Genomic DNA, 25894 nt, shown 5'->3' on the forward strand with positions numbered 1-25894 from the left:
GATAGAGAGCAGGAATTGGCAATAATCCAAGAACTGGTAAACGAGGAAGCTCACCATACTACTATCGCATGTGCTGTTTCTGCCTTTGAACCTGAAAACGATCAGGAAGCAGAAGAATTACTGAACCTGATAGATAATATAGAACCGAGCCAAGAAGGTTACCTAGTTAATCTGCCAAGAGTATATACCAACTTTATAAGTAATGAAAAGATTAATGCAGAGTCTATTGTAGCAAGATGTTTTAAAAAGCTGAACTGGCTGCTGAATCTTGATATTATTTCAGTTAAGCAAAATACATTGTGGAGGCTACAGATTATTGAGGGATATGATGAAAGAGTTTTCGATATCATTAATTCTATCAACGACAAAGAATTCGATGATAGGCTTTATAAATCTGTTAGTAATGCGCTGTGTAGGTTTGAGGATCAAAAGTTCTTCTTTGAATTTTTGAAGAGCTATGGCGAAAAAAATAAAAGGAAGTTTGACGCTAAAAATTTTAAGCATCCGATCAGCGCATACAGAACCAAAGATTTACCAGCTTTTAGTAATCATTTGATAGGATTACTTATTCATGATAAGGGTGACCTTAGATTTATTGGTAAAATGATACTGGCTCATGTCACTATAGGGTCAGGAAGATCATTTCGTTTTGGGATAGATATTTTGGAATTAAGTGCATTAGAACAAACCAAACTATGGGTATCTATTTTTCATGACTATCTAGAGCCGGAAGTTTCATTTCCTTTGTTAATGCCTTTGAGAAAGAGCAAATATCCTATTGTTGTGGAATCCTTCATTAGTAAAGTAGAAGAGCTAGTTGAAAGTTATTCTTATTCAGTGGTCAAGGAGTTCAAAAGAAACGTTGATTTGGACGATGAGGATGACAAAATGCTATTAAAAAGAATAGAGACAAAATACCAGGAATTTAGCAACTACTGGGATGAGAAAGTAAAAGTCAAGGAGTTGAATCCATTGTTTACACAGGCCAAACTCTTTAGCACTTTTATGGAAAGCTACAGTGAAAGTATAAGTAAAAGTATGGAGAGAACGAAGGAGGATAATGACTCTTTACTAAGCATGTTACCTGTTGTAACATTAGCAAAGGGCGGAGGGTGGAAACATCAACAAACAGGGCAGGTATCTCCATTATCTAGAATTAGCACGGAGTTGACACTTCCACGCGAGTGCTTTATAACTCCTGAAAAGTTAGATTTGAGAATACACATCGGTTATCTAGAAAATTGGAAAGAAGAATTTAAAGAATGGGAAGCGATACTATCTTCATCAGAGAATACTTAGAAAGCCTCAAAGAGGATAGCGAGTTAGACTATCTTTTCCCTATTCTTCTTAACGTAATGGGATTCCGAATAATTACAACACCAAAAGAATCTAAAGGGCAATCTCAATATGGAAAAGATGTCATTGCAGTTGGAAAAGACGTAGAGGGCACAAAATACAGGTTTTACTTTGAATTAAAGGGGTATCAAGATCGTGACATTAATGATAAAAACTACTCAGCTACCGATGGCATTCGGGAGTCAATTATTGAAGCTAAAGATACCGCATTTTCCGACAGTTCTATTCCAGAATTTAACCATCTACCTGTTAAGATAGTACTTGTTCACAATGGATTACTGAAGGCAAATATAAGACCTACTTTTGAGGGCTTTATTTCCAAAGAATTTGAGGAGGGGCAATTTGAACGTTGGGATATTTACCATTTAACTGACTTATTCGGAAAATATTTATTCAACGAATACCTGTTTACCGATGATCAAAGTTTGAGACTATTTAAAAAGACGCTTGTATTGTTAGATGTTCCTGAAAATGATTATAGGGATTTCAAACAACTCGTAGACTTACAGATAGATAAAATTGGGGAGATTAAGAAAGGGCGAGCTTTCACTAAGTTTTTCGCCACTCAAAACCTTCTTGCATCAGTTGTCTTACATTACAGTGAGGAAAATCTAGAAGCAGCTAAGCAATGTCTAACCTACTTATTGTTAAAAACTTGGGCTTGGATTTTAGAAAGCAATTTGGATCAAAAACCTTCAGTGCAAAGAGAGTTTGCCAAACTAATCAGCATACACTATAAGATGCTAGACTCATACTTTAGTAGAAGTTTGGATGTTGCTAAGCTTGAAAACGGACTCTTTTCAGAAAGAGGCGGGCCTTTCGAGGAAGTTGGCTATCCTCTAAGAAGCTTTGAATACCTAAATTATCTAGTATACTTTTTTCGAGCCCGATTATATTTCTCATCTTTTACCAGAGATTCTTCAAAAGCTAAAGAGATAATGCTGAGACGAAAGCAAAAAGATACGCTAATTGAACTGATTGAAAACAACGATGGTTGTAGCCGTCCATTAATGGACTATCACTCAATAGCAGTTCTAAATGTGATTCTCTTTTTCTGGCAAGAAGAAGATTTAGAACAGAAAGATGTTCAATTTGTCGTAAAGTATCTCCATAGATTAGTTGAAAATATAGTAATCGTTTACTCTACTCGGAAACGCTTCCCATTCATCGGTGATGAAATAGGATTTGTCAAAAATATTCAAAAAACTAGGAAAAAGGGGGAGAGTAAAAGACAGCCATCATCGTTATTGATTACTATACTTTTCGAGCTTGCTGCGATTCTCGATTTTGAGCAGTTGCACGAAAACTATAAGGAGCAATTTGAAGGTAAAGTAAATCTTCAAACCGCTTATCCAAGATTTAATGAATATGACATTGAGAAGCTGCTGTTTGAACAACATCTTGTTGATGAGTTCTACGTGGAAACTAATATTGAGTTAATGCCAAATCTTGCGGAATTTAAAGAGGTTATGAGCAAGAAAGAAATTGAAAAAATAGATTATAGGACAAATGAAGCAGGTTTCCCATTCCTTCGGGCACTAGCCCATGCATACTTTAAGAACGAATTTTTTGTAGACGAGTGGAGAAGGTTTTACAGCAGTGAATCAACAGAAGAGAATAGTAACTAATACAGTCTGTTCAGCTATGTGCGTCGGCTCGGATATTCAGCGGGGTGTGCGTAGGCTTGTGGTGGGGAAGCTTTGAATATCCTAGACTTTTTTGGTTCGTTTTTGTGGCAATGACAAAAATGAACAGCAACTAACGTACGAATGCAGAGGTATTACTTTTGGGCATCAAGACTAACTACACTGTGTAAAAGATTTACTTATATTTCGTATTACTAGCATTCACTTCGGAATATCTTCTATTCAACTTTTGCCGAGCCTGCTCTTGGGTAAATTGCCAATTAATTTTAATACCCTTTCCAGAACGTTCTTTGAAAAAAGTTAACACCTGTTTTTCCAGTTTTTTGATACAAGGAATGCGTCGGTTCAAACATTGCCTGGATAACACAGAAAATTCTATTTCTATCATATTCAGCCATGATGCATTTTTAGGCGTAAAAATAAATTCAACTTTTTGTGTTAGCAACGCAGCCGTTTCTGCATCAAAGACTTCATAGAATGAATGGTAGCCATGGGTGTTCAAATTATCTAACACAATCCGCAAGCGCTTTGCTTTTGGATAGTGCTGAACGAGTTCTTGCATGAAAAGGGCAAATTCTTGTTTCCTTCTCTTGACTCTAATGTGGGCAAATCGTTGCCCAGTTAACGGCTCTATAGCGGCCAATACACAGCAAGACCCGTGCTTGCTGTAAGCATAGTTCTCTTTGGCCACTTGTCCTGCTTGCATGTCCAACCCCTCAACAGTATCGCCAATCAAAAAGCAAGGCCGCTCATCAAAACAGATAACAGGGTATTGCTCATCGTAAGGCAGTACATAGAGCCGCAGGATTATTTCCAATCGGGCTATAAACTCGGCCGTTATTCTTCCAATACACCACTGTCTTTTCCGGTGGGGTTGTAGCTCATTTTTTTTAAAAGAATGCCCACCTGTTTAAAGGAAATAGCCTCAACAATCTCTAGCTCGACCGCCTTATCAGCTAACAGGCGCAGACTCCACCGGGCATACCCTTCCGGGGGAGTACTACAGGCAAGAGCGGTGATCTTTGCCCGATCCTCACCACTCAACCCTACCGGACGACCTGAACGCGGTTGATCATCTAAAAAAGTCAATCCACCAGCTTTATATTTCTTTGCCCACCCTGATAGAGTTACGTAACTTACCTCAACTAGCTGAGAGACTTCCTGATAGGTCTTATGCTTATCCAGTTCCAATAAAGCCAAGGCCCGCTTTTGCTTACGTACTTTCAGACTACCTTTTGACAAAAGGGTTTGTAGGTAGTCTCTGTCTGAATCTGATAATCTTAAGTGATCCTTTTTCATCTCCCTTTTTGAAGGCAATATATAAATGTATAATCACTTTTTACACAGTGTACTAACTCTGCCCTCACTATAAATTTAAGAAATGAAACCCTTCAAATACATCCCCCAACTAGATGCCTTTGTACTAACTGAAGAATACCAACGAGTAGCCAGCTACCTCGGCATTGTAGGATGGGAGCAATACGCTTGGATTGGTCGTTTATTCACGCTGGACAACGATTACGGCGAACATTGGATGGACAATTGGGAACTAAGAGAGTTGAAAGCTAAAGAGGCAGAAGCACTAGGATACGATGAATCTGAGTTACTCATTATTGACCCAGATCGTTTCCAAAACGGTAAAGACGGTCCATGTCATACTGACGAAATACGAAAGTTATTCTGGATAAGTGTACTGGATTCGCTAGTCCTCAGCCCTGAAATGATTATTGCCGAAGCTCGTCAGCAAAACGAAAGAAGCAAACATATTGGCGATTACATCGAGGATTTAGAAGAAAGAATAAAGGAAGTTCTCAGTTAAATTTTTCCAGTTCGGTGCGTAGGCTCGAAAGTTCAGCGGGGTGTGCGCCAGCTCCTAGCGTGGAAGCTTTGAACTTTCTCGAATTTTTTGGTTCGTTTCTTTATCAAGAAAGAAATGAACATCAACTAACCTACAAGTGCATTGGTAGCACATTTAGGCATTAAGTCACGTGTTACAAGCACGCAGTAAGATACACTTAGAGAGAGAAGGAAACACAAGTAAAATCGCTAGTACCCATGCTTGAGACTCCGGGTAGCCGTTCTGCTACGCTACACTTTGCCCAGAGTGATGTGAAGGGGAGCTAGTTGCTTAGCTCGATAACAAGTATTGTAAATGCTTATAGTATTCTGACTTGATAGAAAGCTCTAATACTTGAGGATCATAGTCTATATGGCTCAACATCACTCCCAATGCTTGCTTTAAGTCGGGTAAATAGTTGATAATAATATCAAACGTTATATCGGGATCTATGCCTCGGTAGTCGTGCGCCAAACGATTTCTAAAATTAGCAATCTGTTGCCAGGGAATTGAAGAAAAATACCCCTTGAGATCAGCATCTATTTTCTTGGTTTCCTCGCCAATAGCAAGCAGTAACGTTTAGCTAGCGTTGAAATTCATCTGCTCATTGGCCTGCATCAGTTCCTCTGCACTATTGAATCCATTTGTGTAGATAAAGATTTTTTCTATAGCTTCCAGAGCAGTTAGTACGTACAATAGATTTTGCTCACTAAACATAGATCACATCCTTGGCCATAGCCTGCTGAACAATTGGGTTGAGGTACTTTGCGTTGACCAAATCTAATTTAGCTACTGAAAGCAAATTTTTTAAGTACTGCTCTAGCTCTATTTTTAGGCCATAGCCTATAGTGTGTTTGGGCTGGGTAACGTACACTAAATCGAGATCACTGTCAGCATGATGAGTTCCTCGAGCCATACTACCAAAAATACCGATCGTTTCTATACTAAATCGGTCAGTAAGTATACTTTTGTTACTTCGTAGCGTTTGCAAAATTTGCTCTTTTTTCATCTATAACAGCATTTTCCTTTATTTACGCATGAAGGCGAGGTATAGTTCTTAAAGAAAAAGTCCATTTATAGGAAAGAAGAAAAAAACACCCAGAACATTACCCCTGTAAGAAAGCCTAACACTCAACCTAGCGCAACCCGCCCCGGCTACCTTATATTTATAGTTAAAAGACCAATTATGAAGAAGAAGATAGAAGTTCGGATGCTGGCGGGGCGACTCGCCTTAGAAAACGCCCGGAAGAACCCGCAAATAAAGGCTGCCATTGCCCAATACGGCTACAACGATGCGCGACTACGAGAAGGGGAAGAAAAGCTGGAAGCCGCCGAGCAATGGCAGCGACAGCAAAAAGATTTGTATGCCAATAAAACCGAACTTAGCCGTCAGTTGGCTCGCGATGAGCAGGAGCTGGTAGCGCTGTATACCAACCATCTCACCATTGCCCGCTTCGCCTTTCGGAACGACGAAGCCTGGCAAAATACCCTGCAACTAAACGGTGCCCGCGTGAAAGTTCGTGCCGGAAAGCTCCAGCAAATCCGCACTTTTTATCGTCGCCTAACCAATCCGGCCATTAACATGCTGAAGAAGCTCGGAGCTGTAACCGAAGAGATTACTCAGGCACAAGCAATGGCCGATGCTTTGGTTGATTGCTCAGCAACCGCCAAAATAAGGTAGCCCAAGCCCAGCAGGCTACCCAATTTCGTAATCAACGTCTGGGAGGTTTGGTTTGACAAATTCAGCCGGATGGCCGAAGTATCCCTAACCGACCAACCTCAGCTACTAGAAGCACGCCCCATAAGTAATGATTGATGTCATTCATCCATCATCAGTCATTAATCATTACTCATTATTCATTCGTTGCCGTTCAATATTCTTCAGTCTTTGGGCGTTATGGGGGAAACTGGTTATTATGAGAAGTATTTTATTGGGCGTAGGGCTACTGTTGTTCTTTACCCAGTGTCAAGAGGCTGATCTGGAGCAACCTGTTTCCTCGCTGGTAGGAACCTGGCAGCACGCCGACAATACCACCGTCATTCGGTTCGATCAGAATTATACGTACACCGTAGAGCTTGCTCCAAACGCCTCCTTTCAACTATCGTATCGGTTAGATGATCCCGAACAGTTGGTACTTTACGACTCTGTAATTACGCGCACGTACGCCCTAAAGTTTATCAGCCCCGAACACCTGCAACTTACCGATGTAGACGTAGCAACTGACCTTAATACTGAGCCAAGCCGCAGTACTTTTTATCGAGCTAAGTAAGCTATTTGGTTTAGGGCAATCTACCGCCTAAATTTGGGCTTTCCGCCATTTATTTTGCTATGCGCTTTCTCTTACTGAGCCTTGTTACGTTCTTTTACAGCTCCACTGCCTTCGCCCAAATGACCGATACTACGGAACTACCCTATCAACAAATACCGGATTATCCCGCTGACTACTCTCCGGGTAATATTTTGGCTCGTATGATTGACGGACTAGGGTTTCGCTACTACTGGGCAACCGAGGGGCTTACTGATACCGACTTGGCATTTACTCCCAGTGAGGGCAGCCGAAGTACGCAAGAAACACTAGTGCACATATACGGACTGAGCGAAACTATTGTCAATGCTCCACAAAACCAGCCCAATATTCGTCCGGCAAACCACTCTAATCTATCCTTTGATACGCTGCGCTACCGTACTTTGGCTAATCTCAAACAAGCTAGCGAGTTATGTCAAGGAAAATCTGCCGATGAGGTAGCCGAACTTACTATTGTCTTTCAACGGGAAGAGCGAAGCAGCCAATTCCCTTACTGGAATATGATTAATGGCCCAATTGCCGATGCAATCTATCACACCGGGCAAATCGTTGTCTTTCGTCGCACCTCCGGCAACCCGATTAACTCCAAGGTGAATGTGTTTTTGGGGAGAACTGATTTTTAAAAACCATCTTGCGAACAGCCCCACTTAGCACACTGTCAGGTTTAGAATTGCGGCGGCCACCGCGCAGGTGATTTATTCCCGCAATGTTCTCTGATAGACCGTAATCTGGTGGTAAGTTTCAGGTGACAAGTTAAGATAACCTGTAACGAAATAGTCTACTGACTGAAAGTACTGCAATTCATAATAGCTACCTTTGTAATCAAACTCAACCAACCACTAGCGAGTAGCTTTAGTGGTGTAGAACTCCTGTACAAAGAATACGTGAGGCAGCGTGAGAATAGAAATAAGAATAAAGAACAATAAGTAGGGCGACTGAAGCAAGCCCCACTGCTGGTTGAATAGAAAAACAAAGGCGAAGATAATTAGGGTCGATACACTCAGAGGAATGGCTGTTTTCGCAAAGCTTCGCACGGAGAAATACGGTCTTTGCACCCGCACTTTCTTAATTTCAATGCGAACGGATACGAGTGAATGCCATAACCCAAAATAGATGGCAAAACCTACCAGCAGCGGAGTGTAGTACGCCAACCCAATAATCAGGGCTAAATTAAATAGCTCACCCATAAACTCTCGCCGACTCATACGCTGACGTACAAACAGTAAAGTGAAGAGAGAAATATTCGCTACGAGTAAAAAACCCAATAAATAGGGCGTTAGCTTTATATACGAAAGCAAAGGGGCAAACAGGCCAGGAAAAATCTCGTCCAGAATTTGCCAGCTTTCGTTCCAGTTCAGCAGAATAATACAACAAAGGGTGTAGCTACCCCACAGCATATAACCCGCTATTTTTAGCCAATGGTGCTGCGACATTCGGAGATACAGCAACTGAGACTGCCCAAAATGATAAGTAGAAATAGTAATGAATATTAGTAAGCTAAGCAACGGAAGAAAATACCAAAGCACGGCATACATGGCTCCTAACATAATGTAGATCAGCAGAAAAGCCCGGTAACTAAACTTCTTTCCCTTGCTGTACCGATCGAGCAAATGGTCGGTGGCTCCGTGCGGGATTCCAATCACGAAAATGATTAATACGAACAGTATCACTTCTACCTCTTGCAAAAACTGAGGAGCAGCCAACCCCAATAGTGCTATAAACGCTGTGCTTAACGCTACGTAGCGGTAGTAAAAATCTCCCAATGTATTGGCAGGTACACGGGTAGGCGGCTGTTCCATGTTGCTATACTTTGAAGGTAAAAGCTTTTGTTAGCGAAAAGTGTTATGGAAACCAGCACTTTGTGGTATTTTTATTTTCTAAATTTAGACGGATGAACTTCTGCAAGCACGTACTTATTTTAGGCTGTGGCCGCAGTGGCACTTCTATCTTCGGAGAATTGTTCCAGCACCTTCCCGAATATACCTACTACAGTGAACCACCGTTTGCCGAAGTAGTAGAGCTAAACACCACCCAACCAATTGCCCTTAAGGTGCCTCGCGAGAGCGAAGGGTTTCTGCCCGACGAAGGACTTTCTTTTCCGCTGGCGATGCTCACCAGAAAATTACCATCGTTACAGGTTTTTTGGCAGGTTCGTCATCCGCTAGATACTATTTGTTCGCTGAAGGTGGGTATTTCGCGTAACTGGGGCCACCACCCACGCCCACCAGACTGGCAACAGTGGCTCAACCGACCACTCATAGAGCAGTGCGCCTACCACTGGAATTATATCAATACCCTAGGCTTTGCCCAAGTAACTGACTGCTCCGTTATTACTCGTTTTGAAGATATGATCGCTGACCCACGGGCTTTTGCTCAATCTATCGGTCAACAGATCCAGCTGGATATTTCTCAGAACGAAATGTTTCTTCAGCAGTGGGCCAAGCGAGTGCAAAACAAAAACAACGCCCAGTTCGATGAAGCCACTACCTCTCGCCCCTACTCTACGCAAGATCATACTGTGAAAGTGGGGCGCTGGCAGGAGAACCTGAGTAAAGAAGAGATAGGGCAGGTTTTGCCAATTATTCAGGAAACAGCCCAGCGGTTTAATTACGATCTAACTCACCTCAGTTAACAAAGGGCAACGGAATACTTGGGCTGCTTTTCATGTTTTGAAGAAACTTGGGTTTGATCTTTCGCAGAAAACCTGGTTCGCTAAAGCGCACTCCAACAAAAATACGTACCTGACTAGATCGCCCAACGAACCGCCAGTTCTCTACATCGGTGGTAGTGAAGTCGGAGGCAGCGTAGATACCCGTGTACCAATTACCCTGATCCCGCCCCAATGCGGCTCGTGCATCGTAGGCGGGTTCAATGGCAAACAAACGATTCTTTTGCGTATTCTCGTAGTTAATTCGCTGAAAACCTAAACCCGTTAGTCCAAAAGCGTGGAGATAGTACTTACGGTAAATCAGTGTAGCTCCGTACCCAACCATCGTAGTAAACGAGAAAGATTCTACCAGACTTAGCTGTTCTTGAGCTGAAACTGCCTCTTCTGGCAAAATGCCACTAGCTGCTCTAATATTTTTATAAGAAAAATCCGCCGACAGCAGCAAACTGCCACTACTTTTGCGCTGCTGGTAGCCTTGATTGTAAGGAAACCCCAACGAGAATTTGTCGCCCGAAGGAACGTAGGTGATGGTGGTTTGGATCTTTTTCACTCCGGCATTCTGAAGCAGGCGGTCGGTAGATAAAGACGTATCTGACTGCCCTCGGCTCTGCACAAAACCTCGGTAGTTCTGAAAGATACCATCAACCAGCCAGTTTTTCCCGAAGACTGATCCCTGAAAATCAAACCGCCGTAAATCCCGGTCTCTTAGCGTAGGGGATACCGGCAGAAGCAGATTAAACCCAACGTTCCAGAGGAAACCACCTACGCCTACGTAGTTACGGTGCCAGGGAGTAAAGAAGTACCGCTCGCTACCTGTTTGATCTTGTATTCTTAGTTGCAACCCTTTTTGTACGAATAGCACCCGGAGGTTTAAGGTATCGGGAAAGTTGTGAACGAAAGATGAGTCTACCTGAGCGTAGCCCGTAGTACTACTTACTAACCATAAAAGTAGCATCATAACTGATACCGTAGCCCACCACCTGCTCATGAGCGAATAAATCCAACCATGCTACTATAAGCTTACAGATCAGGTTTTGTTCTGTTCACTGGTCTGGATACCCGACAATATGGCTCTAATGGCGTTAGCATTTTCCATCCATTGGTACATTTCAGCTTCATCTTGTTGTTCCAACCAAGTTTTGAATTGTTGAAGCTGATCAATGTAGGCTGATAACGACTGATGAACGTTTTGGGCGTTTTGCATAAAGATAGGAGCCCACATAGCGGGATTACTCTTAGCCAATCGTACGGTAGAAGAAAAGCCACTACCCGCCATCTCGAAGATGCTCTGCTCATCTTTTTCTCTCTCCAGCACCGCGTTACTCAGCGCAAACGAACTAATGTGGCTCAAATGCGAAACATAGGCAATGTGTCGATCGTGCGCGGCTGATTCCATGTAGCTGATTTGCATCCGTAGCTTATTCCGAAACAAATACTCCACTCGCTCCAGCGCATCAATATCAGAATACTCTTTATCGCAAATAATCATTTGCTTGCCCAGCAAAAGTTCAGTAAATGCAGCAACAGGCCCCGACCGTTCGGTACCAGCAATGGGATGAGCCGCTACGAACCGCTTCCGGCGAGGATGAGCATCGGCTACTTGGCAGATTTGCTCTTTGGTAGAACCCAAATCAACTACTACGCTTCGGTCACCTATATGGCTCAATACATCGGGCAACAAACCTAGAATAGTATTCACCGGTACGGCCAAAATTACTACTTCGGCTTGTCTTACTGCCGCCTGGAGTGGTAAAATCTTGTCGGCGATGCCCAACGTCAGAGCCTGGGCAGCGTGCTGCTCGGAAGTATCTACTCCAACTATTCTACATTCGGGCAAATCTTTTTTCAGTGCTAAGGCAGTAGATCCGCCTAGCAACCCTAATCCAATAACGGAGATATTCATACGGACGACACGATTCGGTGAACAGCTTGCAGTAAACGCTCCTGAGAAACGCAGAGCGAAAAGCGAAGATACCGATTTCCCTGGTTACCAAAAATATGTCCGGGAGTGATAAACACCTGGTGTTGCTGCAAGATTCGCTCACTCAGGGCTTCGGCGCTCTCCTCATTTGTCGGAATCTGCGCCCAAACGAACATTCCCTGCTGCTGAGCATCAAACTTGCAGTTTAAGGTATCGGCCAGTTTGAAAGTGATCTGTTGCCGCTCTTGGTATTCTTGGTTACGCTGCTGGTGCCAAGTTGGCGAATTCTGCAATGCTACTACCGCAGACTGTTGTACGGCCTTAAACATACCGGAGTCAACATTACTTTTAACCTTAATAATTTCATTTAAATAGTCGGCTCGCCCGGCAATCCAGCCAATACGCCACCCGGCCATGTTATGCGATTTGCTAAGTGAGTGTAGTTCAATGGCTACTTCTTTCGCTCCCGGCACCGATAAAATACTGAGCGGTTGATTTTTATTCAGTACCAACGCGTAAGGATTATCATGGCAGATTAGTATATTTCTCGCTTGGGCAAAAGCGACTAATTTCTCAAACACCTCGTATTGGGCCGGAGCCCCGGTCGGCATATGCGGATAGTTACACCATAGTAGCTTTGTTCGCCCGGTATCCAAGCTTTCTAATGCGGTAAAATCTGGTTGCCAGGTTTCATCTTGAAGTGGATACGTTTGCACCCGAGCCTCTACCATGTGAGTGACCGCCGTATACGCCGGATAGCCTAACGACGGTACTAGCACTTCATCTCCCGGATTTAAGAAAGCCATTGAGATATGCGTAATACCTTCTTTTGAACCCATCAGGGGCAGCACTTCTTGTTCAGCATTCAGCTCTATCGAGAAAGTACGTTTACTCCACGCAGCTATCGCTTGGCGTAGCGCTGCCACTCCCCGGTAGGGCTGGTAGCCGTGGGCATCCGATTTTTGAGCCGCTTCACTGAGAGTTTCAATGGTTGTGGAGGAAGGAGGTAAGTCGGGGCTGCCAATTCCGAGGTTGATTACATCCTGACCTGCTTCGTTCATCTGCCGAATTTGCTGGAGCTTACGCGAGAAGTAGTACTCTTCAACCTGCTGAAGACGACGAGCGGGAGAGATTATCATTTTTAGTCGTCAGCGAGAATATCGTCTAAGATTTTATCAATGTTCGTCGTTTTGAGCCTAACAGTATTATATAAATCAGACAACCCAACAGTATCTGGTGGAAAAGTCCAAAGTGCTTCCTCAGATGTAGACTCCAATAGTTCTAATCTTATAATAACTTCCTGCTTCCTCTTTTTCGTAGTGAAAGAAACGTAACTGTATTCGTGTTGCACAGGCTGATACTGATATAATCTGAATGAATTTTCTCGGTATGCTGTAGTGTATACTCTACCCACAACAAGACCAACCTTAGATTCTAACATATTCAGCTTCTGACTGACTACACTCCATTTTAGCCGATCATCAATTGTTTCTTTTATCAGCTTTACTACTGCTTTACCGGCTTTCTCTCTATCAAACATAACGGTCGAATTTGCTACTGTCTTCAAGTAGATTTTTTAGGTATACTATTAACGCTAAAGTATTCTCGTAAGATTCCAAAACATCTTGTCTACGAACCATCTTACTACTTCTTCTAAAATTGATAGAAGCGATCGTTTTTCTCGACTACTATCTTCAAGATAGCCATTTTTTATCAATTCTAGCTTATTTAGGGTCTGATGGGGTGTAGGACACGGATGTTAAGCGGCTATCTTTTGTTGCACTAAGTCGATGACTTTTTGCCATCGCTGACTTTTCTCGGTAGCTCGCAAGTTAGCGACTGCTTGGAAACCGGTAACGGTCCACCGCTGCCCAGATAGTTTTAAACGTTGCTGTAGCACATGTCGGTGTGCTGCTTCAATAGGGCCGGAACCAATTAGTAGTCCTTCTTCTTGGAAAGTGCCGTACATCATGCGTTTCTGGTTTTTCTGATAGTACTTTATCAAGGCTACTCTGGCTTGCTCTGTGGGAATGGTCCGACTAGGGGGCAACCCCTCGATGACTTTTATGACCTGCTCTACCTGATCGGACAACAAGCAGGTTTTCTGCTGCTCAATCCAGGCTTTGGCTTGAGGCGGTTTTTTAAAGTAGTCGGTGGCAAAGTGGCCTAAATGTTCCATCGCATGGTAGAAATCTAGTATCTGTCGCTGCCCAGGATACATAGCCTCGGCCCAGTTCCATATCCAAGAGGCACCATCAGCGACAATCACCACATCGCTCAACTCATCCATATAGTACTGCATTTTCTCTTCAAACCCCCGATGCCCCCCGTAGTGGGCCACATAAAGTGATTCTTTGATCCAGTTTCGTTGAGGGCTCTCTTCCAATAAAGAGCATGCTGGAAATACCCGGCCTAGTTTGGCTTCTTTCCAGCCCTGTTCCCGAAACAAGAATTGCGCTCCGTCCACCATGACATAGTGCATGGCTGTCTGCTGTTTTGCATCAACACGGTGTGTTTCCCCCTGCTCCAGGGCCTGGATTTGTTGCTCCTCCAGCATTTGTCCGTAGTGGTGGCAGAGCCGTTCTACTTGTTTGTCACTCACTGAGATATGTAGTAACTTACCTATCGCTTCACTACTTTTATCAAAGACCTGCTGCTGGCCTATCCAGCAACTTACTTCCTGCAAATACGCACTCATTTTAAAGTGGGGGGTATGTTGAGCTAACACATGGTGTTTGGGAACGGATATTTTTCCAAAACTGGTGGCTACTTCTTTTTTTTTCTGGCATTTGCCTCCTCCCCCGTACTAGCTTGCAGAATGTCCTGCCCTAGATGGCGCATCATCTCCGAAAAACTGTGCTCATACTCGTATCCACTAGTTTGCCCTTCTTGGCTCTGCTGCCAGACTTTTATGCGTTCCATCAGTCTTGCTTGTAATACTTGATCTTTTTTCTCCATAACGGGTAGCTTTTTTCCAAATTTAAACATCTTTACAATCGTGTCCTACACCCGGTCTGATGTACTATTTTAGTATCTGATTTGTTGATCTTTTTCTGAATACTTTCAATGATAACTATCTGCTGCTTAACATCTTGCTTCAGTTTCCACTTAGACCGCTCAAAGTCCTGCAATATATTCAAAAGGTTAGAGTTCAATGCCTCGAGTTGCTTTAATAAGTCTGGTACCCGAACATCAAAGAATATTTTCTCTCTTAAACGTGATATTTTGCGATTAATAAAAATAGTGAACACCAGCGTACCAATGCTCACTATAAACCCAATAATGGTAAGATAATCAGCTAGAAGAGACAGGTCAAAATTCATCCGAATATACCTATCTAACTAAGAGCCTTCACTCCGGGGAGCTCCTTTCCTTCCATATATTCTAATAAGGCACCACCGCCGGTAGAAACGTAGGATACATCGTCGCCGTAGCCGAGAGTGTTGACTGCCGCAGCAGAATCTCCGCCACCAATGAGGGAAAACGCACCGTTTTTGGTAGCGGCTACTACTGCTTCAGCAATTCGTTTGGTGCCTTGGGCAAAATTCTCCATCTCGAATACGCCCATCGGGCCGTTCCAGAGGATAGTTTTGCTACGAGCAATTACGTCGGCAAATACTTCCTGGGCTTCCGGGCCAATATCCAGTCCCATCCAACCATCCTCAATAGCGTGGTTATTGGCTACCTTAGTGTTGGCATCGTTATCAAATTTATCGGCTACTACCGAATCAATGGGTAGATGTAAATGCACATTCTTAGCCTTGGCCTGCTGAATCAGTTCGTTGGCTAAATCCAGTTTATCTTCTTCCACCAGTGAGCTACCGATCTTGCCCCCCATTGCCTTAAAAAACGTATAGCTCATTCCCCCACCAATAATCAAGTCGTCCACTTTATCCAGCAGATTTTCGATCACTCCAATTTTATCGGAAATTTTCGCTCCACCCATAATAGCCACGTAGGGCTGCTGAGCACTTTCCAGCAGTTTCTGAGCATTGTCTAGCTCGGCTTGCATCACGTAGCCACAGGCTTTCTCACTAAAGTGCTGGGCAACTACGGTAGTAGAAGCGTGAGCACGGTGAGCGGAGCCAAAGGCATCATTTACGTATACATCGCCCAGTTTAGCCATTTGCTGAGCTAGCTCTTCATTGCCCTTAGTTTCTCCTTTATGAAAACGGGTATTTTCTAACAGCAGCACTTCTCCTGTGGGTAAGCTACTTGCTTTAGATTCAGCCTCTTCGCCTACGCAGTCGGTGGCAAAATGTACGGGTGTACCACCCAGTAAATCCGAAAGGTGATCTACCAAATGTTTCAAAGAAAACTTTTCTTCAGGCCCTTCCTTCGGGCGACCTAAGTGCGACATTAGAATTGCCGATCCACCGTCATTAAGAATTTTCTTGATGGTAGGCACCGCCGCTCGCATCCGAGTGTCATCAGTAATAGCAAACTCTTTATTGAGCGGTACATTAAAATCTACCCGGACTAATGCCTTTTTTTCCGAAAAATTAATATCATCTACAGTTTTCATATGTTAAGTTGATTGGTTCGATTGTTAAATTGCTGATTGCTAAATTGTTGATGTTGTTGATAAGCTGCAACTTTGAACTTTGGTCATTACATCCAGGCTCCCAATTACTCGCCAATCATCATCACTCATCATTCGTTACGCCCTGCTGGCTGCCCCTCGTTTCCCTTCAAAATTAAGCCTTTCCGGCCACACCTCGCAACCGAAAGTCTAAAAGTATTTTTTTAGGTGGGGATATTTCCGATAGTATATTTCCTATGATGCTATATTTTATCAATCTTTGAGTAATGGATACGATTATCCGCTACACAATCCTGCTACTTAGCCTATGGTTGCTTCCCCAGATTGCTCAGGCACAACTAATGTTGCCTGATAGTTTGGTGAAGAAAGCCCAGCGATACTCGCGCGTGAAGCAATTTGACAGTGCGGCACTCATGGCCGAACAGGCCTTAGCAAAATATACTGAACCTCGCCAACGAGCCTGGGCGTACTACGAACTAGGATACGCACAACGCCGACTGGATCAACTGGCGGTTGCCACTGATAATTTAATTAATGCCATACGAAGTACTCGCGATAGTACCCTAAGAGTGAAAGCCCACTACGAGCTAGGAAGGATTTATAGCGGTCAAGTGCAACCGGAGTCGGCCATCTATCACTACGAACGAGCTTTGTTGTTTAATCCTGACACGCTTTCTTTGGTCAAGATCTACACAGGAATAGCCGATGAGCATAACTACTATTTCGCTAACTACCTAGAAGCAGAAGACTTCTACGAAAGAGCATTACGCCACCTACAATCGCTATCGAAGGGTTCTCAAACCTCATTGTTATTACTACTATACAATCTGGCTGCCGTGCATCAGCAGCGCGATGATCTTTATGCCGCTCTGGACTACGCTCTACAGGCTACGCAGATCGCTAAGAAAACCCGAAGCATTAACCTTGAGGTGTGCTACTCGTTGCTGGGTACTATTTATCATCAGTTACAGCAGTACCCGGCCGCAATTGCAGCCTATCAAAGTGCTATTGAACAAGGAATTGAGTCGGGCGGAAAAATGAACGCTGATCTTCCCCGATATTACAATAATTTGGGTTTACTATTCTCCGCTCAGGGAAAATACGAACAGGCCATTCCCTATTTTCAACAAGCCCAGCAGATTACTGTGAACCATAACTATCCGCGTAGTGTGGCAGATCGAGCCGATAGCCATCAGTATTTAGGAGATGTGTACACCCAGCTTGGTAATTTTTCCTTGGCTCACACCTACCTTTCGGAAGCTTTATTACTAAAGCGAAGCTTTTACGGTAATACCCACCCTGAGATTGCCCGAACTTTAGAGAGGTTCTGTTCTTATTATCAGGAGCAACAGCAGTTGGACTCAGCCCTTCACTTTCAGCAGCAAGCACTTATTGCCGAAATACCAAAGTTCTCAGCCCAAGAAATACGGGTAAACCCCCATTGGGATCTACTACAGGATTACTCTCAAGTTTTTGTAGCACTTAACACCAAAGCCGAACTACTTCACCAACGCTACCAGCAAAAGAAGCAATTATCCGACCTTACGCTAGCAATTGCTACGTTTGCCAGGGCTGATTCTCTGATCCACTTGCACCGTATTTCGTACGAGTACGAAAGTTCCCAGCTTCAACTTTTAGAGAAGCAAAAATCGTCGTACGAGATGGCGGTAGCCAGTTGCTACTTGGCCTATGAAGCCACCAAAGACGAAGCCTATGCTAAGCAAGGACTTTATTTTATGGAGCGCAGTAAAGCAGTTATTTTATGGGATGTATTACGTGATGTGGCTGCTCGTAGCAACTTGGGCGTTTCAGATAGTTTACAACGAGAAGAACGCACAATTAAGGCGCAACTGACTCGGTTGGTGAATGAGATGACCGAAGAGCGGCGTCAGCCTATTCCGAACCAGGCTAAACTAGATTCATTACAAGAAAAGCGTTTTGGTTTGCACCGTCGTCAAACCCATTTGCAAGAAAAGTTAACTTCGGCTTATCCAAGCTACGTGCAACTGAAATACGCCTCACCTACCCTACCTTGGGGTCAGATTCAGCAAAAACTATCGGATCAGCAGCAAAATATTGTAGAATTTTTCTGGGGCACCCGATATGCTTACGCGCTAAAGTTTTCTCAGCGAGAAACTCAGTTCTACCGAATGCCTATCTCCGATCAATTGGTAACATCTATTCAGCGCTTACGACAACTATTGCAGCAAGGCCCCTCCCCCGACAACTATACTCAAGAAACCAAAGAATATTTAGCTCTAGCATCCTACATCTACCAAACATGCTTAGCTCCCGCTTTTTCAAATAACGAATCACCGTCTTCTCACCTCACTTTAGTGCCAGATGGCCCCCTATCTTATCTTCCTTTTGAAGCCCTACTTACTAAAGATGTACCGCTGACTAACAACCCTGATTACCGTACATTCCCGTATTTATTGAGAAAAAGCACTGTTCAGTATTCTCCGTCTTTACAGGTGTTGTTTAATAATCAGACGAAGCAATCAGCTTCTAATAGTAATGCTTTTCTTCGTTTACTAGCATTTGGTTTTACTCATCAGCTATCGCGCACCATCGCCACCGAACGAGCTGGATTGGTCGCATTGCCGGGAACATTCCGAGAAATTAAAGCGATTGAACGGCTTACATCGGCTCAGTTGTTAGCGGGAGCCGAGGCTAGTGAAACCCACTTCAAACGCCACGCCGAAAATTATCAGGTGCTGCATTTGGCGTTGCACGGTCTGGCTGACTCTGTTAATGCCAATAATAATATTTTATTCTTCCCGGCTACCTCAGACTCTATTAATGATGGCGAGCTTCACTCCTTTGAACTGTATGACTTACAGCTAACCGATACTAAGCTAGCCGTTCTTAGTGCTTGTGAAACCGGCACCGGACGTTGGGAAGAGGGCGAGGGAGTGTATAGTATGGGCCGAGGGTTTGCTTACGCCGGATGCCCCTCGGTAGTTATGAGTTTATGGAAGGTAAATGATGCATTCACCGCCCGAATTATGCCAACATTTTACCGCTCACTGTTCAAGGGTACCCGGATAGATCAGTCTTTGCGTAGCGCGAAACTACGATTTATTGAGCGAGCCAATAAGTATCAGGCTCACCCTAGCTATTGGGCTGCTTTTGTACTTCAGGGCAAACTCGCCCCCATAGTGCACTACCAGAATACGTATTTGGCAGGGTTGCTTACCCTCTTCATTGGATTAGGATATTTTTTGGTAGGTTTTACACGAAAAAAAAAGCCAGCGTTGTAGCTGGCTTTTCAGTTATGCACGATCTTCTTCTTCTTTAGGTCGAGAAGGTTTAGGTTTGTCCCCTCCTCCTGATTTAAGGATAGTACACGTAGTGAATGCTGGATGTAACATGGTGTTAGTTTTTTAAGGTTATAATTTATTGTTAGTTTTCTCTAAATTATAAAATGTCATCAGGCAACAGAAAAATTTACACTTATTTCTTACTATCTTTTCAGCTTAATGGATATAGAGGAGTACAAAGCTAGTTTACACCAACCAAAACCCTCACCAGACTTAAACCGACCACTGCAAGCTTTATGGTACGCTGCTAAGGGTAATTGGCACAAGGCTCACGAATTGGTTCAGGATGAGCCAGATGCTGATAGCGCTTGGGTGCATGCTTACCTCCATCGGGTAGAAGGCGATAAATTCAATGCTGCGTATTGGTACAATCGCGCCAGTCGTCCCATTTCTAGTGAGACTTTTAACAAAGAATGGGAAAAAATTGCATTTAACTTAATTTAAGAGAAAAAGTTTGCTAAAGTAATAACTATCCTTTACCTTAATCAGAATAATAAGCAAGGCATTATAATTTTTGCCAAAAAGCTGTTTCTACTGCCTGAAAAGGAATTTCAGGCTCACCCCTTCCCTCACTTGTATATTCAGGATTAATTTGTAACTAAATATTACAAATCTAGGATTTATTTGCTTTTTTTGTTATTTTTATAAAAATATTACAAGTGTATAAAAAGTGTCGTTTCGCATTTTTTTAAAGTAAAACCAAATGGAGAATAGTAATAACAAGACAACTAATTTAATTGAGGCTCTGAAGGAGTACAACAAATCTTTGTCTGAGCAGATCACTCGGATCAAATCGTTTATCAGCGAAATTGATAAGCAGATTAATCAGCACCAGAAGAACAGTACTCCTGTAGATCACAACAAAATTAATATCCCGTTCTCTAAAGATTATCTCGTCTATAAGTCTAAGAAGAATATGAACTAGGCAAGCGTATTAGCTTAATCCGTCTACCTTTGCTTCCCGGCTTACTTTCTTAACAAGCCCTTGTAATACTCTACCTGGCCCGCATTCTGTGAAGTGCGTTGCTCCATCGTTCAGCATACTAGATACTGATTGTGTCCATCGCACCGGAGCCATAAGCTGCGCTATCAAGTTATTTTTTACTACTTCTATCTCAACAGCGGGTAAACCTGTCACATTCTGATAAATTGGGCAAATAGGTTTACTAAAGCCTGTTTGGTTAATTGTCCGTTCAAGCTCATTGTAAGCCGGCTCCATAAGCGGAGAATGAAACGCTCCTCCTACCGCTAATGGAATAACTCGTTTGGCTCCAGCCTCCTTCAAAGCTTCTGTTGCTAATTCAATACCACGGTGAGTACCAGAAATTACTATCTGACCGGGTGAGTTATAATTAGCCGGGAGCACTACTTCTTCTTTAATAGATCGGCATACGTCTTCTACAGTAGCATCTTCTAAACCCAACACGGCTGCCATAGTAGAGGGATTCTGTTCGCAGGCCTTTTGCATGGCTGTAGCCCGCTGCGATACCAAGCGTAGACCATCGGTAAAACTTAGTACCTGACCTGCCACTAATGCCGAGAATTCACCTAACGAGTGACCAGCAACCATATCCGGGGAAAAATCCTCTTGAACCAATGCTCGCACTACCGAATGGACAAATATTGCTGGCTGGGTTACTTTTGTCTGCTTTAAGTCTTCTTCAGAGCCTTCAAACATTATTTTTGATATAGAAAACCCCAGTGTTTCATCAGCTTGACGGAATAATTCTTGGGCTTGACTGTTCTGATCAAATAACTCTTTTCCCATGCCTGGAAATTGGGCACCTTGGCCCGGGAAAATGTAAGCGTGTTTCATAAATAGACGTAGGTTATGATTATAATAAAAATCGAGATTTCAACTCGGGCGTAGGAATCCGACAGTGGTTACTTCGGCCAAAGACCCGATAACGAAAGCGGGCTACAATATCGTAAAAAAAGTCACGAATAACAGGGGGCACTACTATGAAGATGTAGCAAAGAGGCCATATTCCCGATAAATGCCGGGCAATGTGGAGCGCAGCAGTACTTTTCAGATATACTTTCTCGCCCCGAATAAATACTAAACTATCCAGATACTGGGCGTCAAGTTGGTGCTTTTTCAGTAGTTCACGCCCGGCTTCGGACTGAAGTGAAGAAAACAAAAATCGCTGCGACGGATCACGATCAATGATAAAGTTAACGGCATGATTGCAAAGATTGCACACGCCGTCAAACAGAACAATAATTTTATCGGAAGTGGCTGAGTTATAGGTCTTCGGGCTCATACATAATATGAACCCACCCTTTAATGGTTTGTTGGCTTAATGCTGGGTCTAGCGTAATAAACTCTACATCAGCTACGTAGTAGTAGACTCCGGCGGATACTAGGTTTCCGGCTTCGGTACGCCCGTTCCAGTTAATGTTTATGGAATTTTCTGTAGTACCTGACTCAAAAGCGTATACTTCCTTACCCCATCGATTATAAAAACGAATACGAACACTGCTAACAAATCGGGGACACTCTTCAGTAGTAGATGCTCCGGCCTGAGTAGACAGACCTAAAGGACGAAAAGTATCATTGTCGCCGTCACCATTAGGGGTAAACACATTCGGCAGTACATACTTCGGGCAATTCTCTACGCAGATCGGGGGGCTTAGGGTGCTCTCGTTGCCAGAGCGGTCCACGGCAGAAATGCGATAACATCCGGCCAGCGAGCGCAAACCAGTGTGCTCAAAGAACGTATCGGTACTGGTACCCACTAAATTAAACGTACTATCGGCTTCACCTATGGCGGAAAAATAAATATTGTAGAAGCGCACATCATTATCACAGCCCTCTCCTATATTCGCTTCCCACGCTATGCTATTAAAAAAGTCCGTTGATCCACAGGGCTGACTGGCTACTTGGCTTTGACATTCTTCCGCCGTACCATTCGGAATCGATACCGTTAGTGGTTCGCAGGGAGGAATAGTATCATTGGGCTGAGCACAAGCAACCTGTGATAAGTTAATGAACGACGGTGGGTTTAAAGCTTCATTCCCATAGCTACCCTGCGTTACAATGTAGTAGCAATACTCCAGTTCATCCGATAGAGGCCCACCAGTGATACTGCCATCATCGGTATACTGCAACCCGTTCGCCACCACATCAATACTATCAATCAGCACAAATCTTCCCGGATCGTCAGGGTCAACCCGATCGCGGTAAATGTAATGGTAGGGAAAGTCAGTGGAAGTAATGGACCACGGTACATTTGCTTGCCAGTCTAACGTAATGCTTCCTACTAAAGGAGTAGGCTCTAATCGTACGGAAGAAGCCACCGCCGACGAGTCAATCCGGTCACCACTAGCATCGTATAGATATATTTTATAATAGAACGGCTCATTTAGGGTATTCAATCCGGTATCTACAAATGAAGTATCGGGAATAATACCGGAAATAATTTCTTCGGAACCACTTTCGCCAAATCCTGTTCCTCTTACCACCTGGTAGGTATACGGAGGTGGAAACAATGCTTGATCAATTTCAAAGGGCGAACGCCAGGCTACTTCAATCACTCCGGCATCGGTATCGGTAGCTGTTACGCTCACATTGGTAATTACCGGGGCATCTACTTGCATTTCGGCACAAAACTCTTCAGAGGCATAACTTTCGGCACCATCCGGGAATACTGCAACTAAACGATAGCAGTAATTCACGCCCGGTTCCAGACCTTCATCGAGGTAGCTGACCACACTTTTATCCACTTCCGCTACCAATTCATAACCCAACCCATCAGGAATACCGATTTGGCAATTTTCCGGCACAAAATCAGTACTATCGGGCTTACGCCAAATTTGAATACGAACGTCATCTACATTTCCGCAAGAGTAAGCTTCCCAATCTAGGTCAACCGACCGTCCGGGAGCCGCCTGAGCAGAAATTAGTTGCGGAGCCGGAGCTACTACCGTAACGTTCCATATACCAAATTCGGCTAGAGGTGGCCCGGTAGCCGGATCAACATCCGTCACTTTGAAATTCACTTGGTAAGCCCCCGCTCGCACATGGTTACAATTAGTTTCCCAGCGAAAGTTGCCCTGGCCGGGCGAAGATTGCGGATCAGTAGGAGAAAAGGTAGCGGGACTATTTAAAATCTCGAAAACTTCACCAAAACCAGAGAACACGATATTATCTCCATCGGGATCGGTTCCGGTAACCACGGCTTCCAACACAGTACCAGCTTCAATACAGGTATCTGCTGGAATTTCTAGCGTAGGTGGGTCGTTGTCCGCATTTTCCACGATAATTTGCATATCGCGGGTTACGTAGCCCAGAAGTTCCCACGTTCCATCTATGAGTCGCCATTCCTCTATAATGAAGGCTACGTTATATTCATTTTTACTACCTACATCCCCCTGTAAGGCAGGAGCATCCCACACCAGCTCGCCCGTTACCGGATCAAGCGTTAGGGTTGAAGGCAATTCTGGGTCATTTTGGGTAGTAGCCGTTGCGGGAGCTGTCTGCTGATCGTAGACATCCGGGTCTTGGTAGCCATTCACTGGCTCACCGTCCGGAAAGGTATTACTCGGCCCACCTTGCTTAGGCACCACCAGCTTGTAAGAGAGGCTGTCGCCGTCAGGATCTACTGCCCCAGGGTTATGCACAAACCGACGGCCTACCACCGCGCCTTCTATCGGCGGATTAGTAAGAACTGGCGAGCTGTTGCACAAAACCGCATCAATAGAAATTTTTGTTTCGATGTAGAACGGAGTGTTGACCGAGTTGGTCATATTTAAGATATCGGCATTTCGGTTAAGCTCACGAAAGCTGATGATATAATCACCATTGCCAGGAAAAGCAACATTCGTAAGCACAAACTCACTTACTCGGATCAAATTCTGGTTGTCAATTACTTCCCGAGTAAAGAAGTCATTTGCAGTATTTATATCTATATCATCACCAAAACCTAAATTCAGAATACCGTTACCAAATTCTACTTCCGATCCGGTGTCTTCGTAACCAATAATCCGAATAGTAAATAAATCATTCTGACAAGACTGACGCTCAACAATAATCTCTCCGGCCCGGATATGGGTAGCCCACGCTCTATCTACTCTCGCTATTAGCCCTAGAGCCATAATTGCCAGAAATAAGCAAATTTTTTTCAAGACACCTGCATTAAAATGAATAATCTGATTTTTTCAGTACAAAAATAATTATAAATAAAAATATAAAAAATTTACTATTTTCAATATAGTACTATTTGGATTAATAACGAACAAAAAAACGAATAATTGCGGTCAATTCACAGTAAAGGTAAGAATGTCAGGTGTAAAATGAACCGAAGGATTATGTGACTTTTTGTTAACTTTTAATAACAAGTTTCTTAAACAAATTGTGTTTTAAGCGAACTGAGCCATTTGTAGTATAGTTATACTCATGGCAGCATATAGCACAGTTTAGAAACGTTCAAAATAATAAAGCTGATGAGGAATACTTTGCTTACTAACGATTCCTGGTATAATTTTAAATGTTTTAGATTATTGTTTACTGTTTGAACTATCACTTTTTATGAGTTGGTTTTCCCAAGCCCTGAATAGCACTATTGGTAAAAAAGTAATTATGGCACTCACCGGCCTATTCTTAATCACCTTTTTAATTGTACACGCATCAGGTAACACTTTATTGTTTCGTAGCGATGGCGGAGAAGCATTTAATCTCTATGCCGAATTTATGACCACAAATCCCCTCATTAAAGCTGCCTCCATTATTCTGTATTCCGGTATTATTCTGCACGTAGTTTACGCACTGGTACTATCCATACGTAATAAAAGTGCTCGTCCGGTAGGTTATTCCGTAGCGAACTCCAGTCAAAACAGTAGTTGGAAATCACGAAATATGGGAGTTTTAGGGACAATTGTTCTCATTTTTCTCATTATTCATATGCGTTCTTTTTGGTACGAAATGAAGTTTGGTGAGGTGCCTACTATGCTGGTTGATGGTGCGGAAGTAAAGGATTTATATTCTATTGTAACCGCAGCCTTTACTCAGTGGTGGTACGTGCTAATTTATGTATTGGCAATGGTTGGCTTAGGCTATCACTTGGCGCATGGGTTCTGGAGTGCTTTCCAAACGCTAGGCTTGCAGCATAAAAAATACTCCCCGTTTATTAAAAGTGCGGGTTTAGCGTTTGCTATTGCAGTGCCTCTGTTGTTTGCTTCCATGCCAATTTATCTATTTATCAAAAGCTTATCGTAGATGATGAACCTAATGTTGTGATGCTGATGATAGATAGGCTAACAGGGTAAAATTTATATTTTAGAATTAACTAGTTT

The 25894-nt window shown here is 43.3% G+C and carries 27 protein-coding genes; 11 read left to right on the plus strand and 16 right to left on the minus strand.

Translation table 11 applies throughout. The features are described from left to right. Positions 1-15: 15 nt before the first annotated feature. Together P0M28_RS02210 and P0M28_RS02215 are read left to right on the plus strand one after the other, a co-directional pair. Positions 16-1299, plus strand: a complete 1284-nt coding sequence (locus tag P0M28_RS02210; protein WP_302207800.1) for a hypothetical protein — start codon at positions 16-18, stop codon at positions 1297-1299. Further along, positions 1263-2984, plus strand: a complete 1722-nt coding sequence (locus P0M28_RS02215; RefSeq protein ID WP_302207801.1) for a hypothetical protein — start codon at positions 1263-1265, stop codon at positions 2982-2984. Before P0M28_RS02210 ends, P0M28_RS02215 begins: the two co-directional genes overlap by 37 nt. A 193-nt stretch (positions 2985-3177) precedes the next feature. On the opposite strand, the gene P0M28_RS02220 is transcribed toward P0M28_RS02215, so the two are convergent. Together P0M28_RS02220 and P0M28_RS02225 are read right to left on the minus strand one after the other, a co-directional pair. Further along, entirely contained in the window at positions 3178-3852 is a 675-nt protein-coding gene (locus tag P0M28_RS02220; RefSeq protein WP_367281929.1) for an IS630 family transposase, read from the minus strand. After that, positions 3840-4244 carry a helix-turn-helix domain-containing protein gene (locus P0M28_RS02225; RefSeq protein WP_302207802.1) on the minus strand — a complete coding sequence of 135 codons (405 nt, stop codon included), beginning with the start codon at positions 4242-4244 and terminating at the stop codon, positions 3840-3842. The genes P0M28_RS02220 and P0M28_RS02225 overlap by 13 nt, the downstream gene beginning before the upstream one ends. Positions 4245-4383: 139 nt before the next feature. Between P0M28_RS02225 and P0M28_RS02230 the strand changes: the two genes are divergently transcribed. Further along, positions 4384-4821 carry a hypothetical protein gene (locus P0M28_RS02230; protein WP_302207803.1) on the plus strand — a complete coding sequence of 146 codons (438 nt, stop codon included), beginning with the start codon at positions 4384-4386 and terminating at the stop codon, positions 4819-4821. A gap of 309 nt (positions 4822-5130) precedes the next feature. On the opposite strand, the gene P0M28_RS02235 is transcribed toward P0M28_RS02230, so the two are convergent. Both P0M28_RS02235 and P0M28_RS02240 read right to left on the minus strand, forming a co-directional pair. Continuing rightward, the gene (locus P0M28_RS02235) at positions 5131-5412 is read right to left on the minus strand and encodes a HepT-like ribonuclease domain-containing protein (protein ID WP_367281930.1); all 282 of its coding nucleotides are present in this window, start codon (positions 5410-5412) and stop codon (positions 5131-5133) included. 136 nt (positions 5413-5548) lie between these two features. Then, positions 5549-5848 (minus strand): nucleotidyltransferase family protein, encoded by a 300-nt coding sequence (locus P0M28_RS02240; RefSeq protein WP_302207805.1) that lies wholly within the window; start codon positions 5846-5848, stop codon positions 5549-5551. A gap of 177 nt (positions 5849-6025) precedes the next feature. On the opposite strand from P0M28_RS02240, the gene P0M28_RS02245 reads away from it, so the two are divergent. The 3 genes from P0M28_RS02245 to P0M28_RS02255 all read left to right on the plus strand — a co-directional run bounded on the left by P0M28_RS02245 (position 6026) and on the right by P0M28_RS02255 (position 7768). Next, positions 6026-6520, plus strand: a complete 495-nt coding sequence (locus tag P0M28_RS02245; protein WP_302207806.1) for a PQLLE family protein — start codon at positions 6026-6028, stop codon at positions 6518-6520. 235 nt (positions 6521-6755) lie between these two features. Then, entirely contained in the window at positions 6756-7109 is a 354-nt protein-coding gene (locus tag P0M28_RS02250) for a hypothetical protein (protein ID WP_302207807.1), read from the plus strand. Positions 7110-7168: 59 nt separating this feature from the next. Beyond that, positions 7169-7768, plus strand: a complete 600-nt coding sequence (locus tag P0M28_RS02255) for a DinB family protein (protein ID WP_302207808.1) — start codon at positions 7169-7171, stop codon at positions 7766-7768. Positions 7769-7984: 216 nt separating this feature from the next. On the opposite strand, the gene P0M28_RS02260 is transcribed toward P0M28_RS02255, so the two are convergent. After that, the gene (locus P0M28_RS02260) at positions 7985-8944 is read right to left on the minus strand and encodes a Brp/Blh family beta-carotene 15,15'-dioxygenase (RefSeq protein WP_302207809.1); all 960 of its coding nucleotides are present in this window, start codon (positions 8942-8944) and stop codon (positions 7985-7987) included. A 92-nt stretch (positions 8945-9036) separates the two neighbouring features. On the opposite strand from P0M28_RS02260, the gene P0M28_RS02265 reads away from it, so the two are divergent. Continuing rightward, positions 9037-9777, plus strand: coding sequence for a sulfotransferase family protein (locus P0M28_RS02265; RefSeq protein ID WP_302207810.1), 741 nt, complete (start codon positions 9037-9039; stop codon positions 9775-9777). On the opposite strand, the gene P0M28_RS02270 is transcribed toward P0M28_RS02265, so the two are convergent. The 8 genes from P0M28_RS02270 to P0M28_RS02305 form a co-directional block, all read right to left on the minus strand. After that, positions 9770-10771, minus strand: a complete 1002-nt coding sequence (locus P0M28_RS02270; protein ID WP_302207811.1) for a DUF4421 family protein — start codon at positions 10769-10771, stop codon at positions 9770-9772. The two genes, P0M28_RS02265 and P0M28_RS02270, sit on opposite strands and share 8 nt — an antisense overlap. A gap of 69 nt (positions 10772-10840) precedes the next feature. Beyond that, a complete protein-coding gene (locus P0M28_RS02275; protein WP_302207812.1) occupies positions 10841-11716 on the minus strand; it encodes a prephenate dehydrogenase in 876 nt (291 codons plus the stop codon). Beyond that, positions 11713-12873 (minus strand): pyridoxal phosphate-dependent aminotransferase, encoded by a 1161-nt coding sequence (locus P0M28_RS02280; protein ID WP_302207813.1) that lies wholly within the window; start codon positions 12871-12873, stop codon positions 11713-11715. The genes P0M28_RS02275 and P0M28_RS02280 overlap by 4 nt, the downstream gene beginning before the upstream one ends. 2 nt (positions 12874-12875) lie before the next feature. Then, positions 12876-13274, minus strand: coding sequence for a hypothetical protein (locus P0M28_RS02285; protein ID WP_302207814.1), 399 nt, complete (start codon positions 13272-13274; stop codon positions 12876-12878). Positions 13275-13493: 219 nt separating this feature from the next. Further along, complete coding sequence (locus tag P0M28_RS02290) at positions 13494-14432, minus strand: hypothetical protein (RefSeq protein WP_302203705.1); 939 nt, start codon at positions 14430-14432, stop codon at positions 13494-13496. A gap of 68 nt (positions 14433-14500) precedes the next feature. Further along, positions 14501-14692 (minus strand): hypothetical protein, encoded by a 192-nt coding sequence (locus tag P0M28_RS02295; protein WP_302203706.1) that lies wholly within the window; start codon positions 14690-14692, stop codon positions 14501-14503. A gap of 32 nt (positions 14693-14724) precedes the next feature. Then, positions 14725-15057, minus strand: coding sequence for a hypothetical protein (locus P0M28_RS02300; protein ID WP_302207816.1), 333 nt, complete (start codon positions 15055-15057; stop codon positions 14725-14727). Positions 15058-15071: 14 nt separating this feature from the next. Next, entirely contained in the window at positions 15072-16259 is a 1188-nt protein-coding gene (locus tag P0M28_RS02305) for a phosphoglycerate kinase (protein WP_302207817.1), read from the minus strand. A 284-nt stretch (positions 16260-16543) separates the two neighbouring features. Between P0M28_RS02305 and P0M28_RS02310 the strand changes: the two genes are divergently transcribed. The 3 genes from P0M28_RS02310 to P0M28_RS02320 all read left to right on the plus strand — a co-directional run bounded on the left by P0M28_RS02310 (position 16544) and on the right by P0M28_RS02320 (position 20525). Then, positions 16544-19540, plus strand: coding sequence for a CHAT domain-containing tetratricopeptide repeat protein (locus P0M28_RS02310; protein ID WP_302207818.1), 2997 nt, complete (start codon positions 16544-16546; stop codon positions 19538-19540). Positions 19541-19759: 219 nt separating this feature from the next. After that, the gene (locus tag P0M28_RS02315; RefSeq protein WP_302207819.1) at positions 19760-20044 is read left to right on the plus strand and encodes a hypothetical protein; all 285 of its coding nucleotides are present in this window, start codon (positions 19760-19762) and stop codon (positions 20042-20044) included. Positions 20045-20303: 259 nt separating this feature from the next. Further along, positions 20304-20525, plus strand: coding sequence for a hypothetical protein (locus tag P0M28_RS02320; RefSeq protein WP_302207820.1), 222 nt, complete (start codon positions 20304-20306; stop codon positions 20523-20525). Between the two features lie 9 nt (positions 20526-20534). Here P0M28_RS02320 and fabD read toward each other — a convergent pair whose 3' ends face one another. The 3 genes from fabD to P0M28_RS02335 are packed head-to-tail and all read right to left on the minus strand — an operon-like array spanning position 20535 to position 24727. Beyond that, on the minus strand, positions 20535-21416 hold the full coding sequence (gene fabD / locus P0M28_RS02325; RefSeq protein WP_302207821.1) for an ACP S-malonyltransferase: 882 nt from the start codon (positions 21414-21416) through the stop codon (positions 20535-20537). Between the two features lie 19 nt (positions 21417-21435). Continuing rightward, a complete protein-coding gene (locus tag P0M28_RS02330; protein ID WP_302207823.1) occupies positions 21436-21864 on the minus strand; it encodes a thiol-disulfide oxidoreductase DCC family protein in 429 nt (142 codons plus the stop codon). After that, positions 21845-24727 (minus strand): T9SS type B sorting domain-containing protein, encoded by a 2883-nt coding sequence (locus P0M28_RS02335; RefSeq protein ID WP_302207824.1) that lies wholly within the window; start codon positions 24725-24727, stop codon positions 21845-21847. Before P0M28_RS02335 ends, P0M28_RS02330 begins: the two co-directional genes overlap by 20 nt. 403 nt (positions 24728-25130) lie before the next feature. Here P0M28_RS02335 and P0M28_RS02340 point away from each other — a divergent pair, with 403 nt between their 5' ends. Beyond that, positions 25131-25817 (plus strand): succinate dehydrogenase cytochrome b subunit, encoded by a 687-nt coding sequence (locus P0M28_RS02340; RefSeq protein ID WP_302207825.1) that lies wholly within the window; start codon positions 25131-25133, stop codon positions 25815-25817. Positions 25818-25894: the final 77 nt, after the last annotated feature.

It is taken from the genome of Tunicatimonas pelagia (genome assembly GCF_030506325.1).
Taxonomy (GTDB): domain Bacteria; phylum Bacteroidota; class Bacteroidia; order Cytophagales; family Cyclobacteriaceae; genus Tunicatimonas; species Tunicatimonas pelagia.